At 44.1% G+C, this 17368-nt stretch carries 17 protein-coding genes; 5 read left to right on the forward strand and 12 right to left on the reverse strand.

Annotated features, from left to right (window positions below; genetic code table 11):
* Window positions 1–218: 218 nt before the first annotated feature.
* The 8 genes from ACEW9J_RS23060 to lepA form a co-directional block, all read right to left on the reverse strand.
* Window positions 219–1022: an O-methyltransferase gene (locus ACEW9J_RS23060; RefSeq protein WP_373547414.1), complete on the reverse strand. Its 804-nt coding sequence runs from the start codon at window positions 1020–1022 to the stop codon at window positions 219–221.
* A 2-nt stretch (window positions 1023–1024) separates the two neighbouring features.
* The gene (locus ACEW9J_RS23065) at window positions 1025–2263 is read right to left on the reverse strand and encodes a sedoheptulose 7-phosphate cyclase (protein ID WP_373547415.1); all 1239 of its coding nucleotides are present in this window, start codon (window positions 2261–2263) and stop codon (window positions 1025–1027) included.
* Between the two features lie 461 nt (window positions 2264–2724).
* Window positions 2725–2988, reverse strand: coding sequence for an aminotransferase class III-fold pyridoxal phosphate-dependent enzyme (locus ACEW9J_RS23070; protein WP_373547416.1), 264 nt, complete (start codon window positions 2986–2988; stop codon window positions 2725–2727).
* A gap of 56 nt (window positions 2989–3044) precedes the next feature.
* Window positions 3045–4493 (reverse strand): MFS transporter, encoded by a 1449-nt coding sequence (locus ACEW9J_RS23075; protein ID WP_373547417.1) that lies wholly within the window; start codon window positions 4491–4493, stop codon window positions 3045–3047.
* 312 nt (window positions 4494–4805) lie between these two features.
* Window positions 4806–5510 (reverse strand): HAD family hydrolase, encoded by a 705-nt coding sequence (locus ACEW9J_RS23080; RefSeq protein WP_373547418.1) that lies wholly within the window; start codon window positions 5508–5510, stop codon window positions 4806–4808.
* Window positions 5511–5749: 239 nt separating this feature from the next.
* Entirely contained in the window at window positions 5750–6544 is a 795-nt protein-coding gene (locus ACEW9J_RS23085; RefSeq protein ID WP_373547419.1) for a class I SAM-dependent methyltransferase, read from the reverse strand.
* 30 nt (window positions 6545–6574) lie between these two features.
* Window positions 6575–6982, reverse strand: a complete 408-nt coding sequence (locus ACEW9J_RS23090) for a type II toxin-antitoxin system HigA family antitoxin (RefSeq protein ID WP_373547420.1) — start codon at window positions 6980–6982, stop codon at window positions 6575–6577.
* Between the two features lie 84 nt (window positions 6983–7066).
* Entirely contained in the window at window positions 7067–8881 is a 1815-nt protein-coding gene (gene lepA, locus ACEW9J_RS23095; protein WP_373547421.1) for a translation elongation factor 4, read from the reverse strand.
* Between the two features lie 727 nt (window positions 8882–9608).
* Here lepA and ACEW9J_RS23100 point away from each other — a divergent pair.
* The 5 genes from ACEW9J_RS23100 to ACEW9J_RS23120 all read left to right on the forward strand — a co-directional run bounded on the left by ACEW9J_RS23100 (window position 9609) and on the right by ACEW9J_RS23120 (window position 13948).
* Window positions 9609–12089: a dynamin family protein gene (locus ACEW9J_RS23100; RefSeq protein WP_373547422.1), complete on the forward strand. Its 2481-nt coding sequence runs from the start codon at window positions 9609–9611 to the stop codon at window positions 12087–12089.
* Window positions 12090–12277: 188 nt separating this feature from the next.
* Window positions 12278–12478: a hypothetical protein gene (locus tag ACEW9J_RS23105; protein WP_373547423.1), complete on the forward strand. Its 201-nt coding sequence runs from the start codon at window positions 12278–12280 to the stop codon at window positions 12476–12478.
* A 205-nt stretch (window positions 12479–12683) separates the two neighbouring features.
* Window positions 12684–12947 (forward strand): hypothetical protein, encoded by a 264-nt coding sequence (locus tag ACEW9J_RS23110; RefSeq protein ID WP_373547424.1) that lies wholly within the window; start codon window positions 12684–12686, stop codon window positions 12945–12947.
* A gap of 132 nt (window positions 12948–13079) precedes the next feature.
* Window positions 13080–13592: a KGK domain-containing protein gene (locus ACEW9J_RS23115; protein WP_373547425.1), complete on the forward strand. Its 513-nt coding sequence runs from the start codon at window positions 13080–13082 to the stop codon at window positions 13590–13592.
* Between the two features lie 119 nt (window positions 13593–13711).
* Entirely contained in the window at window positions 13712–13948 is a 237-nt protein-coding gene (locus ACEW9J_RS23120) for an HNH endonuclease (protein WP_373547426.1), read from the forward strand.
* 120 nt (window positions 13949–14068) lie between these two features.
* On the opposite strand, the gene ACEW9J_RS23125 is transcribed toward ACEW9J_RS23120, so the two are convergent.
* The 4 genes from ACEW9J_RS23125 to rsmA form a co-directional block, all read right to left on the reverse strand.
* On the reverse strand, window positions 14069–14470 hold the full coding sequence (locus ACEW9J_RS23125; protein WP_373547427.1) for a fasciclin domain-containing protein: 402 nt from the start codon (window positions 14468–14470) through the stop codon (window positions 14069–14071).
* A gap of 188 nt (window positions 14471–14658) precedes the next feature.
* Window positions 14659–14964 carry a DUF3082 domain-containing protein gene (locus tag ACEW9J_RS23130; protein ID WP_373547428.1) on the reverse strand — a complete coding sequence of 102 codons (306 nt, stop codon included), beginning with the start codon at window positions 14962–14964 and terminating at the stop codon, window positions 14659–14661.
* 286 nt (window positions 14965–15250) lie between these two features.
* Window positions 15251–16204: a 4-(cytidine 5'-diphospho)-2-C-methyl-D-erythritol kinase gene (gene ispE, locus ACEW9J_RS23135; protein ID WP_373547429.1), complete on the reverse strand. Its 954-nt coding sequence runs from the start codon at window positions 16202–16204 to the stop codon at window positions 15251–15253.
* A 17-nt stretch (window positions 16205–16221) separates the two neighbouring features.
* Window positions 16222–17070, reverse strand: coding sequence for a 16S rRNA (adenine(1518)-N(6)/adenine(1519)-N(6))-dimethyltransferase RsmA (gene rsmA / locus ACEW9J_RS23140; RefSeq protein ID WP_373547430.1), 849 nt, complete (start codon window positions 17068–17070; stop codon window positions 16222–16224).
* Between the last annotated feature and the right edge of the window lie 298 nt (window positions 17071–17368).

A 17368-nucleotide genomic window follows, 5' to 3' on the forward strand; every position in this document is an offset into this window, starting at 1 on the left:
GCAGGGCTGATCCATCCACCAGAGAAAAACCGCTCTAACCCTTTTCTGTCGTTAAGTCTCGATCGAATGTAGATGGAAGTTAAACGAAACAATTGGGTTTTAGCATTATTCTTTTTCCAATAGATCAGCCCTGCCTTGATAAGGGGAGGGCTGGGGTGGGGTAAACATCTACGAGCAACTCAAACAGGCTTGGATCGCAGTAGGATCGAGGAGATGAACTAAACTCGCCGAATCAGCGTAATCCCATCTCGCAGTGGTATTAATACCTGCTCCACACGCGGATCGTTAGCTACAGCCTGATTGAATTTAGCGATCGCCACCCCATTCGGCGTAGCCATCCCCGATACATAAGGCTGCCCCTGCATCAGAGTATTATCTGCATAGATCGAGCCATTGGGAGCCAATAGTCCAGTAGTGAGCAATAGATCGAGATAGTCTAGATAACCACCTTTATCCGCATCGATAAACACCAGATCGAATACCTCGCCATCAGCCGCCAACTGTTGCATGGTTTCTAGTGCAGGTGCAACCTTCACCACGATTTTGTGACCGGATGTTGATTCATTAAAGCACTTCTGAGCAAACTCCGCCGCATAAGCATCGACTTCGCAAGCTACTACTTCCCCGTCGGCTGGTAGTGCTTCAGCCATCGCTAGTGCTGAGTAACCAGTAAACATCCCAATCTCCAACACTCGCCGCGCTCTAGTTAGATGGATCAGAAATTTGAGAAACTGACCCTCAACATGACCGGAAACCATTTCCTGTTCTAATGGTTTGACAGTCTCACCGTCAGCAAATCGTTTGTTCCAATCCTCTGCATTGGTGCGCTGGACTAATGCTGCTAATGCTGGAGATTCTGGCGTAGTGCAGAGATCGAGGTAAGGATCGAGACCATTTGCCAGCTCGTAGGCTTGCTGTAGTTCGGCTTTGAAAGCTGGATCGATCTGCTCGATCAGCGAAACTTGATGAGCGAGACTTTCGAGTTTAGCCGCCAAGATTCCGGCTGGGGTTACTGGTCTCATAGTTATACTCCTGCTGCGGCAGCAGTGGCAACTTTGTCTAAGACAACGTACATGTCTACACCATCACCATTGCGGGGATAGGCTTGACAGACTTCACGATGCACTGCTAGGGCTGCATCCAACTCAGTCCGAGTCAGATCGTTCATGAAACGGCACTCACCAATGGGGCAAGGAGCGGCTGCACGCTGCAATCCGTCGCGGGTACGTGCGATCGAGGTTGTCGCTTTCCAGAGTAGTTCGGGAGTCAAGTAAGGGCTATCAATTGCTAGTCCTAAACGGCTCATCAGCCCTAAAATGCGATCGCGATCGATTACTGAAATATATCCACGTTGTTGGGCAATAGTCGCCGTGAAAGCCATATCGATGGCGACACTATGACCGTGGAACATGGGGATCTCTGGTGTCAGTTCTAGGGTAGGACTCCAGGTGTGACCATAAGCAATCACCCGATCCAAGTCTAGCTCATGCAGGTTGGGTACTTCCAACTTCAACATCGACTGAATCGCATTGTAAGTTAAGCTATGTGCTACTTCTTGCAGATCGGAGGTGCCGTCTAAATAACCAAAGTGGCTATGTAGCAGTGCTTCACCATAGTTTTCCAACAATTCAAAAATTTCGGTGTTGCCGACTACCGCGATCTTGATCAACTCAGCCATACCATTCCGCACTTGGTCGGTTGGGAGAGATTTCAGGAATGAGAAGTCGAGGATTACCTTTTGCGAAGCGTGGTAGGCACCGAGACGGTTCTTTAATTTACCGTGGTTGACAGCGACTTTGATCGCTACACTTGCATCAATTAGCCCGATTAGGGATGTTGGTACGCGGATATAATTAGTTTTACGGCGATAGGTGGAGCAAGCAAAGCCAGCAACGTCAGTAGTCAATCCACCGCCAACTACTAAAACAGGCTCTTTCCGTACGAGTCCGAAATCAACAAAGGCATCAATAATACTTTCAAAAGTCGCCAGTGTCTTGTCAGGTTCCTTGATCGAGACTGGAAATACTGTTAAGTCGATATCATAATGCTTGAAATAATCCTGCATTTGTTCGCCATATAGACCGAACACATTCCGATCGACAACCATCAAACAACGTCCGAATTGGCGGTAGCTGTCCGCAATCTCAGGATTCTCAATCTTAAAAGCACCGCTTACGTATAGTAAGCTAAAGTCAATTTTTTCGTATCCCTCAATGTGGAAGGCACGGTCTGTCGATGTAAAAGTTGCGTTAATGTCGCCCATAAGATTTCCGTATTGTTGTGCCATCCATAACTTAACGGATTTTTCATATTTATTCAATCAAGACTTTATGCTGTCTGTTGGAAAGTGGGATAACTAGCGGCAAAATGACCCGAATCGATCAGAGGAATTCCCTGTCCGTATCGCTTTTTACATCATCGGCAAACACTATCTAACTCGGCTTTGTCTTTAGCTAGAAATTCTATCGATCGGTAGAATTTGCTAGGAACTCTAGCTACTTTATTGAAAATATGCTATATTTATCGACGCTTTATTAAAATTAGAAAATAGCAAAATATATCCGTACGGTAAAAAGCTATAGAAATATCTGTAAAATCCTCCAATCTCCGGCGGATAGAATCGCAACTTTTAGATATTTATAGACTAATAAAAATTTTACATACATCAATTTTATTAGCTGTCTAAAAATTGATGTATGTATTCCGAATATCTACAACGAAAAGCTAGGGAAGATCGAGCACTTTATCCCAAACTCGATCGATCTGTGCATACACCCAGGCTAATTCAGCTTCAGTAATACAATAGGGTGGCATTAAATATAGTACATTGCCCAATAAACGAAGTAAGACACCATGCGCGATCGCCTGGTGTCTGATTTTTCTTCCCACATTATTAAGATACCCAGCTTGTTCTTGATTATTGACATCGATCGCGGCAATTGTCCCCATTACCCGTAATTTACAGCACTTCCGGCTATCATGAGGCACACTTTTTATCTTTGGATTGCTCTCTGGCTAACTTTTAGGACTTAATATGCAAAAATCTATAATTCCTTCCGACGTTCGGCTAATTGTAAGAGAATTTGTTGATGGCGTTCGCGGGTAATTGGGTAGAAATAGGCGAGGATTAAACCACCGATTAGCGATATTGTGGGGATCGGTCCGATCGCGAGTCGGATGGCGAGTAACACTGCTGGCGGTTGAATCGGAGCGAGAACTGTTGCCGTCGGGCTGATATAACCAGTCCATTCTAAACTCTGTAAAATCACTGCTAGGGCGACACCCAAACAGATTTTTTGTAAGAACACCATGAAGCTATAGAATAACCCCTCGCGGCGTTGTCCGGTTTCGAGTTCATCTAGTTCGATCACATCTGGCAGCATCGACCAAGGTACTAAATAAGCCGTGGAGACACCCAATCCAGCTAAAATGGCTAGCAGGTATAGCTGCAAGTTTTGACCTGGTTGGAGTAGAAATAAACCCGCTTGGGAGATAATCCAGAACCCCGTTCCCATGAAATAAACTGCTTTTTTACCGACTTTTTGACTGATTTTACTCCAGACGGATAACATCCCTAGTGCAGTCCCCTGAACTGCGAGAATAATTAGGGGTGAATCAGCCTGTTTTAATCCCATCCAACTCACGGCAAAGTAGGGAATAATTGCGGCGGTAAGTTGGAGACTAAACCAGGAACAGAGATAAATCCCAACTACACACATGAAGGCACGATTGGTAAATACCGATCGCAATTGTGCTGTGAGTGGTAGCGATACTGTGTCTTCAACTCTGGCTGACTGAAGTCGATTGACGAGCTTGGCTCGTGCTTGGGTTCCCCAGACACAGTAAAAGATGGGTATGACTGAAATAATCGCACAGATAATTCCGATCGTCAGGTATTGTTGGGCGGGATCTTTGACTTGCTGAAATACAGTCCGCGCAATTAATAAAGCGACGATACTTCCCCCTAACGAGAATGTAAACCTAAAACTATTCAAACTAGTGCGTTCGTTGTAGTCTTCAGTTAATTCGGCTGTGAGCGCAGTATAAGGGAGACTATACATCGTAGAAAATATCCCTAAAAACATCGACACCACTGTATAAAAGCCAAATAATCCCCATTGATTACTGGCGGGAAAGGGAATCAACCATTGACAGATAAACAGTAACCCAAATGGCACCGCTGCAAGGAGCATCCAGGGATAGCGTCGCCCCCACTGTGCCTTAATTTTGGCACCGAAGACGTTGCCGCGATCGCTCATAATCCCGATGACAGGATCGAGAAAGGCATCCCAGACTCGCGCTACCAATTGAGTCCATCCCGCCAATCCAGGTGTTAAACGAGCTACATCTGTGAGGAAGGGGGAGAGGTAAGATAGCAATAAGATCTCCACGATTGCCACGCCGACATCTCCAGCACCGTAGGCAAGTTTGGTGCCGAAGTTCATTTTCTCGATCGAGGGTAATGTTGGAGTTTCGGCTGGAGGGTTTAACATGGGGATTCGTGGGGATTTTTTAACGCAAAGGGCGCGAAGGGGTATTTGTCTGGGCGGGGTTGTTGGTGTTTGCCGCGAAGGGCGCAAAGGGGAATGGTTGTCTTTGGCGGATTCGGCTCATGCCCGATCTCATTGGAGGGCGATGAATAGTAATGCTGAATCGATCGAGGCTGAAGTATAAATAATCGGGGAAATCAGCACGACGATCGACAAATGGCAGATATCGGGTAAGTTTAACATGCTTATTTCCATCATCAGTAAGACGACGAAGTGAATGTTACCAGGAAAGGTGACGCGGCAAAATTCAATTTTTTATTTTACAGATTCAAAAAATTTATCGATCCGATCGAATTCTAAATCGGCAAACCGATCGATCGTCCAATTAGCCCGACGTTGCAACATATGAAAGGGATAAGTATGCGCGATCGCGACTGCTTGAATTCCAGCGGATTTACTAGCTTGCAGCCCTGCAAATGTATCCTCGATCGCCAGACATTCAGATGATAATAGATTTAGATCGGGATATAGTTTATTTAAACTGTCGATCGCGAGCAAATACCCCTGCGGATCTGGTTTATTCTGACTGATATCGTCTCCAGAAACGATCGTATCAAAATAAAGACCGATTCTACCCTGTTTCAATCCTAGTTCAACTTCCGATCCGATCGCCCCAGTCACCACTGCCAATTTACAACTATTATTAAACATCTGTTCGATAAACTGAACTACATCTGGATAAATCGGTAAGATCTCCAACTGCTCCAATTTTTGACGATATACGATCGCCTTTTTAGCTATTAATTTATCTAGATATTCATCAGTTATCGATCGCCCGCGCAATTTTAATAACTCTTTTAGGCACGATTTATCACTACTAGCAACAGATACTTTTGAGAATTCTTTACCCTGTGGCGATAAGTTCTCAGCTAATAGGATTTCGTCGATCGACTCTCGATGAATCGATTCATCCTTAATAATCACTCCATTAAAATTAAATAAAACCGCTTTTAAAACCACTTTAAATCAGTTGACAGTTGACAGTTGATAGTCGATCGACAATAAATTATCTCAAACTGGGCTTTACTCCCTCCCCTTGATAAGGGGAGGGTTGGGGTGGGGTAAAACCAATTCCGATTGTACCGATCCGCGAATGTCCGCGATCGCAGGTTAGCTTATTTTACATGTTGAAAGGGCTGGCAGTGTCTACGCTACTTTTTACCACTAAAATTCAAGAGCACGTAAATATTTGTCAGCTCTTATTTCTTAACTCCACGAGTGACTTGATTTATCCAAAAAACATCCTTTGTTTCTACGTCATCAAATCCGGCTTTACCCAACCACGCATCGAGATTACCTGCTGCGTAAGCTTGGATATAGGGTTCTTCAAACACATTATTTAACAATTCGAGACTGCGGAGGGTGCGTTGATTGCCATCGAGAATCAGCAGTTGTCCCCCTGCTGATAGTAACCGATAACTCTCAGCCAGAATTGTCTGGGCGATCGCGGGTGGGGTTTCATGAAATAACAATGCTGCTGTAACTAGATCGAAACTTCCCGCCTCAAACTGAGTTAATTCGGCGGTACCATGCGCCCACTCAATCTCTACACCTGCTTGACTAGCTCGATCTTCCGCGACTGCTAACATGTACGGAGACAAGTCTAAACCCGTCACTACGGCACCTGGAAAGGCTTGCTTGAGCGGAACCGTCATCGAACCAGTGCCGCAGCCGAGATCGAGGATTCGGCGCGGTTGAGTGCGAACCCGATCGATCAAACTCTGACGCACCCAAGGTTCATAAGGCGGTAGTACATATTGCGTAATCGGATCGTAAGTAATCGCGGCTGTCTGAGTGAGATATCCACCTTCAATCCCGTGATAGTTCTGGGTGTGATAGTAGCTGGGATAGCTAAATTCTGGGGCTTGATATCGATCGATTGTCTCATGCCAGTCAATGCGATCGCGCACTGCCATCATTTGCTCTTTATCCAGTAAACTCTGAATCAAAGGTGAAAGAAACTGCTCCCACAAGGTATCTTGTCTGATTGCCATAATAATATTTTTTATCGATCCGCTCTATATCTATTCCAATTGTAAGAATATTTTTGGTGATAGTTTGAATCGATTGGCTAGAACCTGTGCCCGATCTGGATCGATCGATCTGGTTCCTGCTAAAACTTGGGCGAGTGATTCACTCGATCCAAAAATCTTAACTAATTCTGTCCGATCGATCCCACTAGATTCAATAATATGTTGCAACACTTCAGATGGTGAAGCTCGATCGATCTCGTAGTGCTGGATCTCATAAGTCTCTACCAACATTGTCACCAAGTCATATAGTGCTGACTCTTCAGGTGTTTGGTTTTGCTGAAAAGTCAACCGTTCTGCCACAGCTAAAAACTGTTCGTATTCATCTTCTGTCTCAATTATTTTCGGCTTTACTTCAGCGACAAGCTGACCGTATACTTTGAGATTAATAGTCTGGGTCATTTTTTCAAGCATCCTTATCGTATTCAGCTTGGGTTCGGTGCGTTACCCTGCGGGATAACACACCCTACGAATCTATCAACTAATTTAGCTATCTTTATCCAGCTTCAACACTGCCATAAATGCTTCTTGCGGCACATCTACAGTACCGACAGATTTCATCCGTTTTTTACCTTTGGCTTGCTTTTTAAGTAGTTTCTTCTTCCGTGAGATGTCTCCCCCATAGCATTTTGCCAGGACATCTTTTCGCAATGCGGGGATACTTTCACTGGCAATTACCTTCGTACCGATCGCGGCTTGAATTGGTACTTTAAACTGGTGACGGGGAATTAATTCTTTAAGTTTTTCGGTCATTGCTCGACCGATATTATAAGCCTTATCGCGGTGGACGATCATTGCGAGGGCATCGACAGGATCGCCATTGATCAGGAGATCGAGTTTGACGAGATGATTTTCGCGATAGCCGATGAGCTGATACTCCATACTCGCATAGCCGCGTGTATTTGATTTCATGCGATCGAAGAAATCAGTCACAACTTCAGCTAAAGGTAACTCATAAATTAGAGTCGTTCGCCCTTGCGTCAGGTATTTCATGTCTTTGAATTCACCGCGCCTGTTTTGACACAGTTCCATCAGTGTCCCGACATATTCTTCGGGAGTGATCATCTCCAATTTTACATAGGGTTCCTCAATCTTTTGACGATGATTGGGATCTGGGAGCGTACTGGGATTATCGATATAAATTTCCTCACCTAGATTATCAGTTACCCGATAAACTACCGAAGGCGCAGTCGTAATTAAGTCGAGATCGTATTCTCGCTCTAGTCGCTCTTGGACGATTTCCATGTGGAGCAACCCGAGGAATCCACAGCGGAAACCAAACCCCATCGCACTCGATGTCTCTGGCTCATAATTTAAAGCTGCATCATTTAGGCTCAATTTATCCAATGCTTCCCGCAGCTCTGGATACTGATCTGCATCAGTTGGGAATAAACCGCAAAATACCATCGGTTTAGCTTCCGCATAGCCAGGGAGAGATTCAGATGCGGGATTGCTCACAAGTGTAATCGTATCCCCCACTCGCGCATCCCCAACGGCGCGAATCGATGCGGCGAAGTAACCTACCTCTCCAGCGTGAAGTTCGTCTACTTGTACCTGCGTGGGTGAGAGGATACCGAGTTCGTCGATGACATACTCCTTCTTACTCGCCATCAGTCGGACTTTATCGCCTTTTTTGACGCTCCCATCCATGACGCGGAAGTAGACAATTACCCCGCGATAACTGTCGTAATAGCTATCAAAAATGAGGGCGCGGAGTGGTTCACTAATCGTGTCTCTCGGTGGAGGAACTAACAATACTACCGATTCCAAGATCTCTTTAATCCCAATCCCCTGTTTAGCTGAAGTTAAAATCGCCCCACTACAATCGATCCCAATAATCTCCTCAATCTCTGCTCTTACCCGCTCCGGTTCGGCTCCAGGTAAGTCAATCTTATTCAACACCGGAATAATCTCTAGATTACTTTCCATCGCCAGATAGACATTCGCCAAAGTCTGAGCCTCTACCCCTTGGGAAGCATCTACTACTAACAAAGCTCCCTCGCAGGCTAACAGGCTTCTGGACACTTCATAGGTGAAGTCTACGTGCCCGGGAGTATCGATCAGATTGAGGACGTATTCCTGACCATCTAGGGCGGTATAGTTCATCCGCGCCGCCTGAAGCTTGATCGTGATTCCCCGTTCCCGCTCCAAATCCATATTGTCGAGAAACTGCTCCTTCATTTCTCGATTGCTGACTGTACCTGTATCCTGCAACAATCGATCGGCTAAGGTAGATTTACCATGATCGATGTGAGCAATAATCGAAAAGTTGCGAATTCGCGAAACAGGCACATTGGTCATAATAGAAGTCTGAGGATTTGGGGGATGTAGGGTGGGATATGTGCCGATAATGCGAGTACTCTAGAAATACTGTATAGTTCACCAGTTTAGCGCAAGGCACCAGTAAACAGGATGCCGTGAAACGATCGCGCCACCCGAGCGTATCACTCCGAACTAATTGTAACCCAGCTCAAATCCCCGTGGCTAGCACTCGCCAACCTTAGACCCCCCTGAGCAAGCCTCAAAAAGGTACCGTGTCTACACAAGTCCGTTTGAGTTGATGCGTAGATCTAGATCCCCCCTAACCCCCCTTCAAAAGGCTACGGTGTGCACACAAGTCTGGACAAAAGCGAAATCCCTAGAAATCCCCCTAAATCCCCCTTAAAAAGGGGGACTTTGACCGGATCTTAGCCTGCTTTTTAAGGGGGTTTGGGGGATTCAGATCTAGAAACGAAGTCTAGCCGACTTGTGTATACACGGTAGCTTCAAAAGGGGGGATCTACCCACTAGAAAGGTAGCAATTAGACGCATCCATTCATCTTTTTAAAGCAGATTAAGCAGATCTCTAATTTCTTCGAGTAGTCAGGGATCTAATAGTCCGATCGATAATATTATCGATCGCGATGGGAATATATATGAGTCAGTTTGGGTAATCTAGGTGTGAGCAAGCCAAATTGCTAGTCATCGCCGATGCGGTTTCAATCATCCGCATTCTAATAACTAGCAAAATTACCATCACCCCCGAATTATGAGTCCTCACTATAGCCCAAATGCCCTCCCCCAGTGCCAAAACCTCCAAGCACAGGTAGATTCAGTCCTCGAATTACTCCAACAAGAACCCACCCTGCGGGCGCAGGTAGACACCAGCGCGGTACGCTCATCGCTCAAAAAAGCGATCGCACCTACCTTTGAAATCGTCTTTGCTGGGGCATTTAGTGCGGGTAAATCGATGCTGATCAATGCCCTGCTAGAGCGAGAACTGCTGTACAGTGCTGAAGGTCACGCGACGGGTACAGAATGCCAAATTGCCTATGCAGAGCCAGAGCAAGAGCGAGTAGTCCTCACCTTTTTGTCTGAAGCTGAAGTTTTGAGTCAGGTGCAACTATTAGGTAAAAAGCTAGGGCTTAATCTGCACGATCCGCAACACGCTACTTTGTTATTACAAGAACAGACTTTGATGGATACACTCATCGATTCCTGTACGGCAATTATCGAACAAGAAGGGGGTGAAAGCAAGTCAGATCGCGCGAAACAAGCCTCAGCATTTAAGCTACTGATTCAAGGTTTTATCAATAACAAAAAGTATGTCGACAAAACTACCAACCGCACCCTGTCGATGGAGCAATTTGATTTTAAAAACCTCCAGGAAGCGGCTAGTTATGCGCGGCGGGGTAGTAATAGTGCGGTGTTGCGACGGGTCGAGTATTATTGTCATCATCCCCTACTCCAAGATGGGAATGTCTTGGTAGATACGCCTGGAATCGATGCACCAGTCAAACGGGATGCGGAACTTACCTACACGAAGATCGAAAATCCCGATACCTCGGCGGTAGTCTGTGTACTCAAACCCGCTTCCTCTGGGGACATGACTACTGAAGAAACCGAAATGTTGGAGCGAATTCGCCAAAATCCAGGCGTTCGCGATCGAGTGTTCTATATCTTCAACCGGATCGATGAAACCTGGTACAATTCTCAATTGCGCCAGCGATTAGACAACTTAATTGGCACCCAATTCCGCGATTCCCAGCGCGTCTATAAAACCAGCGGTTTGTTAGGATTTTGGGGTAGCCAACTCCGCCAGACAAATGCGAGTGACAGATTTGGGCTAAATTCCTTTTTTGCTGCAAGTGTTACCCCCGATAGTGATGAGACTCCCCAATTTATCAATGAGTTTAATCGTTATTGTTCTAGCTCTGGCAAATTACCTGTAGAAAGGTTTCGCGTAGATGTCCGCAGCTATGAGTCTGCAACTGAAAACTATCTGCGAATTCTCGGCGAGCAGGGGAGTGGATTAGTCGAACAATTGGTAAAAGATAGTGGGATTGAAGAATTTCGTACCGCCATCACCCGCTATTTAATGGAAGAAAAACGCCCATTATTATTAGTAAATTTGGCTGACGATCTACAACCACTGTGTATCAGCCTCCGCCGCACTTATTTAGAAACTTGGCACTATCTCAAAGCGCAGCCTCAAGATGCTACGGCAATCAAGGAGCAAGAACTTCAGCTTTTGAGTAAGGAGTTAAAAGATGTCGGTGAGGAGTTAAAGCAGCATATCAATTCGATCGTCAATGAAGTAGTTGCCAGCAATACCAATGTTGCTTTCGAGGCAGATTTTACCAAGCTCAAAGCCAAAATGGTGAGTCGGTTGGATGAATTGCTGACTACCTTCTCTGTTAGCCATGTACATCAACAAGCGCAAGCTAGTCATCGTCGCAATTCAGTAGTGCCATTAATTGGGATCTTGAGTGAAGCATTCTACTATTTAGCCAATGGTTTAGAAGCTGTCTTAGTCGCCGCCGTTGAAGAATTAGTTGCCAATTTCTTCCAACAGTTAATTACTCAAATCCAGAAACAGGAATATTATCGCAATCTCTATCGATTGTTAGGTAATGATAGCGGCATCGAACAAAATCTCAAACAATTAGAAACGATCGTTTCTGCTGCTCTAGTCAATGCGGCGCGAGTTGAATGCGATCGATATGTCCGCGAACGTCCCGAATTTTTTACTGAAGGAACGTCTTCACTATTCCAATTGCGTCAAACTCTCCAACAAGCCTGTCGGGGTTACGATCACTATAATATGATCGAAGCCGAGCCAGCAATTCGTCAGCTATTAAAGATCGACTTTGAAGAAAAAGTTCGCGATACCGTAATGCGATCGTTCCGTCAAGTCATCAATCAATCTCTCAACAATCAACTATTACCTGGAGCCACCCAACAAGCCGAACAAATTCTCACTCAATACGATCGCGCCCGTGCATATTTAGCCAAGGCACTAGAGAAGGAAGCCGAAGAAAAGATTCGCCAAAATCAACGCCAATTAGCTGAAGTAGAGCAACGCATCGGTATCTTTAATGAAGCTATTGAGGGGATTAATAGTTGTCTAGAAGCTATGCAGCTAGACAGACATCGATTACCAACGCTGAATCAATCGGAGTTGCTATTATTACCTATTAATGATAATGCTGCTTCAGCAGAATTAATCATGGCTGGCGATAGTAATTAATTCATAGGAGACTCGATCGATCCTGACTGGTGAGGATCGATCGGGTTTTTGAAATTAATTGATATTATTTCTGATTCACTTGTGGGTGAGGGCGGGTTCGATTGCAGATTTTTAGTAAATAAGGAATCGATCGCACAAACCTGCCGCTACAGATCTAAATTAATTTAAAATAAATCGATGGAGATATTTTGATAAATATCGGATTTACAGATGATATTAACGGATCTTACCAAAAAGCACTAAGCCAAATATTAGCTTTCGATCGACAGCATATCGGTAGATTAAAAATTACTGAAGTTGCTGACGAAATAGAAATATTAGACGAGCGATCTGAATCCGATAATTCTTCCCTAGATGAAATCAGAAAAATAATTGCTGAAGCCACCTAAATATATTCCGATCGGATGTTGATTTTGATGGCTTTGTGGGTACTTTATAGATATAGTATAGGTTCAATTGCTATTTATGAAATTTGATATATATGAATTCAGACATATTGTTAATAACATAGGCGATTTATTATTTATAAGTGGCTGTTGCCAGCCGATTAATATTTCGGTCGATCTTAATAATGATGCCCAAAATAATATATTCATGAAGCTTGCTTTCCCACTAATCAATGGGAATTCAGAAATTAGAATATACCAGAGTCAAGCTTTCTTTCTTTATCTAGATGCCGCTGGAGAAGTTTTGAAGCAAATTGAATTTAATAATAGTCATCTCAGAGAAGTACATGGCTCGTTTAATACAACACTCAAGCAGATACTAATATTTGATCGACAGTATTCTTCTAGTCAAATAAAACGTGCAGAAACATCAATCGATCGAGCATCATTTGGATTAGCCGAGGTGAATTAATCAGAGCTGTAGGGGCGGGTTTATGCAATCAATAACGATTTCACTAAAATTCATCCCCAAACCCGCCCTACCCATCAATCAAATGACGAATACTATATATTTGCGCCTGATACATTTAACCATTATTAAATTATGACCGATCGATCTACACAAATAATCCCCGATTCTCAGGCTGTTGCTCGTTGTCTCGATCCAGAGATGCTAGATATACTGGGTTCACATAGCACATTCGTACTTAGTGAACTTCTTGAAATGCTTAAAGGATCGAGTGTCGATTGTATTGATTTCACTGATAGGGTAGCATTTATAGAAAACCTAACAACTATAGTTGCAGATACAATCCAGAAAGGACACTCTAGACAGTATTTAATGAACAAAGTTTCAACTTTTGTGAAAGGTAGCATTCTCGATCCAAATAAAAATAATCTAAAAATTAATAACGTACTTTTATCTGGTGTTAATTGTGATTTATTACAACTAGATGGCAAAGGATGGCAAAAAGGAAAACTAAAGATCTGCTTTGAATTTATACCTGAACTTGTATCAACCCAAGACAAACCAGTAGTGGCTCATTCTTCTCCACTAGACGAAATCCGACAATTATCGAATGACTTGACATCTATGATATCGATCGAACAAAATTAGATATTAATTGATTCGATTCGATCTCTCCCGTACTTGTGGGTTAGGGCGGGTTTGGGATAGATTTTTAGTATAATCGTAATCGATCGCATAAACCCGCCCCTACAGATTCATTGATATATATGTCCGAAAAGTCTAAACGGATTAGTTTTCCCAAAGAAGTGCGCGAGTATGTATTTCAGCGCGACAATTATCAATGTAAAAGCTGTGGACAAACTACCAAACTATCGATCGATCATATCATTCCGATCGCTTCAGGTGGTAGCAACGATCTTAGCAATCTCCAAACTTTGTGCAGTTCGTGTAATAGCCAGAAAAAGCACTATTTCGATCCGAGATTCGATCGTCGGTTTAGTTGATGATTGATTTTTGATAACTATAAATCGATAAAAATATACTTAAACAGAATGAGGTAGTAACTGTTAACCGTTACTACCTCATGCTTATTGATTCAATTTCAGTACTAATTCTGCATTAATCTATGCAGGAAGTAATACTGTATCAATAATGTGAATAACGCCATTATCAGCAGCAACATCAGGAGTCACAACTGTAGCGTTATTAATCTTGACACCACTAGTAGCATCAATTGTTACTTCTGAACCTTCGACAGTTTTTGCTGATGTGAGCTTAACTACGTCAGCCGCCATTACCTTACCTGCAACAACGTGGTAAGTCAGGATTTGCTTGAGTTTGGGAAGATCTTTTAGCAATCCTTCAACAGTACCTGCTGGGAGTTTAGCAAATGCTTCATCAGTAGGTGCAAAGACAGTAAAAGGGCCTGCGCCTTTTAGTGTTTCTACTAGTCCAGCAGCTTTGACTGCGGCAACTAAAGTAGTAAAAGAACCCGCGCTAACGGCAGTATCAACGATGTCAGCCATGTGTTTACCTATATTGATTTAGTGTGTGCACACTTGCAATATAACCTACTTTCAATAAAAGGGGTAATTATTAGAAATCTAATTAATTAACGATCGAATCATCACAATTTTTGTTACTTTAATCCATAGCACAATTATCAATATAACAAATAATCTGTCTTTAGATAGATGTTGTGTTAGAATATACGTTATAAATTTGTACTAGATTTCTGCTTGCTCAATGCAACTTGAATTGCTAAGGCGACTAAACCGATCGCAATAATTCCAAATACCGCTGCACCCAGGGCTGTCGAACCTACTACCAATGTCCTCACCGCAGCAGCGATGTTATTTGCCATGGTTGTTTTTTGAATCATCGGTTTAGTCGCAAAGGTAGTTGCAATCCGACTAGTCATCGCATACAGCGCGAATGACATCACGCCAGCAATCACCGCACCAGTCAAGCAACGTAGGGGAGTGGGTAAGTTAGGTTCGGGAGGTGTAATTTGAGTCATAGGGTTAAACAGTTGACAGTTGAGAGTTGACAGCGTAGATCTGAGGGTACCCACAAGGGGCACCCCTACAGGTGAATTGTGTAGGGGGTGCACCTTGTGGGTACCCTGGATCTACACTAAGTACTAGTATATTTAAGCTGGTGCAAGATGTGAGTTAGAGCGTGTTTGAAAAGTTATTTTTAATACCCACAGTTGGTGTGAATCCCCCTAAATCCCCCTTAAAAAGGGGGACTAAGACTCTTGCTCCCCCTTTTTAAGGGGGCTGGGGGGATTCAATCTATACTTTTCAAACACCCTCTTTGATTACTCTGACACCTCGGTCGCAAAACTGAGCTACAAATAACTCTAGATCTGGATCGGTGATAGCAGCGCGAACTTGATGATACAGTACTTCCGCTTGCTCTCTCGAACTTGCTAGACTAAATACTGTCGGCCCCGAACCAGACATCATCGTCCCTAAATTAGCATGACGCTGGAATTGGGCGCGTAACTGACTCACTAGTGGATAAGCAGGTAGCACCACTTTTTCGAGATCGTTATACAGGAGTTTCCCAATTTTAACGGCATCCTGAGCGACGATCGCACGGACTAAATCGCCAGAATGAATCGGATGAGATCGATCTGCTAAACTATCGAGATCTTGTGCGTACTGATGCTCGAATTGGTGCCGATAGGTAGTATACGCCCACGGGGTAGATACCTCCAGACTTTGATATTTTCCCAGCACCACATAGATCCCCTCTAAGCTGGGTAGGGGCGAGATTGCGTCCCCTCTACCTGTGGCGATCGCAGTTCCCCCCGAAATACAAAACGGCACGTCAGAGCCTAACCTTGCCCCCAATTTTTGCAAATCGACCTGGGTGAGTCCTAATTCCCACAATAAGTCAATCCCGACTAAGACAGCCGCAGCATTTCCCGATCCGCCCGCCAATCCCGCCGCGACTGGGATACGTTTGTGGAGAGTAATATCTACGCCACCGAATTCACTCACAGCCTCAGGAAACTCCTGCTGCATCAATTGAGCCGCACGATAGGCTAGATTAGTTTCGTCTAGGGGGACATTTGGATGTCCACAGTGGAGGATGATTTCATCGGTACTCAGCGATTTTACCTCGACTCGATCGGCTAAATCCACTGTTTGCATAATCATCACCAATTCGTGATAATTATCGGGTCTGATGCCGAGTATTTCTAGATGGAGATTTATTTTAGCTGGCGCAATTAGGGTATAAGATTTCATCTCTAAAACATTAATATTTATATTTTCTCGACCGCCTCTATTTCTGGAATATCCTTGCGATCGGCTACTAAATTAGACAACTGTATCCACTGCTCGATACTTAGGTCTTCGGCACGGGTATCGATACTAATATCTAATAATACAAGGAGTTCCGATAATTCTTCTCGATCGATCGCACTTTGTAGATTATTTCGCAGCATCTTCCGACGCGTACTGAAACCCAATCTCACTAAATTATCTAATAGCTTCGGATTTTTAGCCGCTAATTCTAATCTTCTGGGTGTGAGCCTGATCACTGCGGAATCAACTTTCGGTGGTGGTGAAAAGTCCCGCGCAGGTACGGGACAAATTAATTCGCAGTGGGCTAAATATCCCACCCGAATTGTTAAGGCTCCAAAAGCTTTAGTGCTAGGCTTGGCAAACAATCGATCGCCTACTTCGCGCTGAACTAATAAGACGATCGAATCAAAAGGTCGATCGGCTGGATGAACGATATTCCCCAGCAGCTTTTCGAGGATCGGCCCAGTGATATTATAGGGAATATTTGCGACAACTTTATTTGTTTTTTGGAATTTCGGAAAAGCAGTTAAATTACTCTCGACATCAAGGTTGAGAAAGTCATTTTCCAACAATAAAAAATTATCAATATGACCCATCTTTTTGACGAGCAGCGCACACAAATCTCGATCGATTTCCACCGCCACCACGGCATTCGCCGCCGCCACCAGCCGCCGAGTGAGAATTCCAGTCCCAGGGCCAATTTCCAGAATGCGATCGGTCGGTGTGATTTTAGCTGCGGTGATGATGCGATCGAGTACTTGTTCGTTTCGCAACCAATGTTGCCCAAATTGTTTCTTTGTCTTCATTTCAAACTCCCTCTTTTTAAAAGGGATTTAGAGGAATTTTCTAGAGGTGGATGGTGAATGGTGGATGGTGAATGGTGAATCATGAATGCCCATTTCTGTGGCGGGAAGAGAGTCGGTTGATGTAGGGTGTGTTAGGCGCAAGCCGTAACGCACCAAAGTAGAGCGCATCAGATCTGAGTTAGGATTGCCATAACACAATTAACTTTTCAAACACCCTCTCAAGTCTCGTTGGCGTTTCGACCTCACTCATCACAAGTAGCCTCTTGAGTAGAGAATCAACTACTCCCTTCCCACCCAA

The sequence above is a fragment of the Chamaesiphon sp. genome (assembly GCF_041737865.1).
GTDB lineage: Bacteria > Cyanobacteriota > Cyanobacteriia > Cyanobacteriales > Chamaesiphonaceae > Chamaesiphon.